Annotated in this window: 1 pseudogene; it reads right to left on the reverse strand. The window is 76.5% G+C overall.

The features are described from left to right. Positions 1-131: 131 nt before the first annotated feature. A pseudogene (locus tag B2W79_RS17415) lies at positions 132-396 on the reverse strand (hypothetical protein); the annotation flags it as partial.

The raw sequence follows: 396 nt of genomic DNA on the forward strand, positions 1-396 counted from the left end.
GAGCGCGCCCGCCGTGCCGAGCGCGACCGCGCCGAGCCCGGCCATGAGCGCCCGGCGGCCGGTGGACCGCACCGCCGCGCCGGCACCCGCGGTGTCCGCCGCGGGTCCCGTCCCCTGATCCGTGATGGTCATCATCGTCCTCCTCGTCCGGCGAGCGCGGCGGGGACCGCGCCCGTCTGCCCGCCCTGGGCCTGCCAGAGCGCCGCGGCCTCCGCACGCCGTCGGCGCTCGAGGACCGGGTCGGCGACGGGGATCGCCGCCATGAGCCCGCGCGTGTACTCGTGCTGCGGATTCGCGAAGAGCGCGTCGCGCGCGCCGATCTCGACGATGCGGCCCTGCTGCATCACGGCGACCGTCGAGGACATGTACCGGATCACCGCCAGGTCGTGGCTGATG

The organism is Microbacterium sp. UBA7513, assembly GCF_002478345.1.
In the GTDB taxonomy this organism is placed as follows: Bacteria; Actinomycetota; Actinomycetes; order Actinomycetales; family Microbacteriaceae; genus Microbacterium.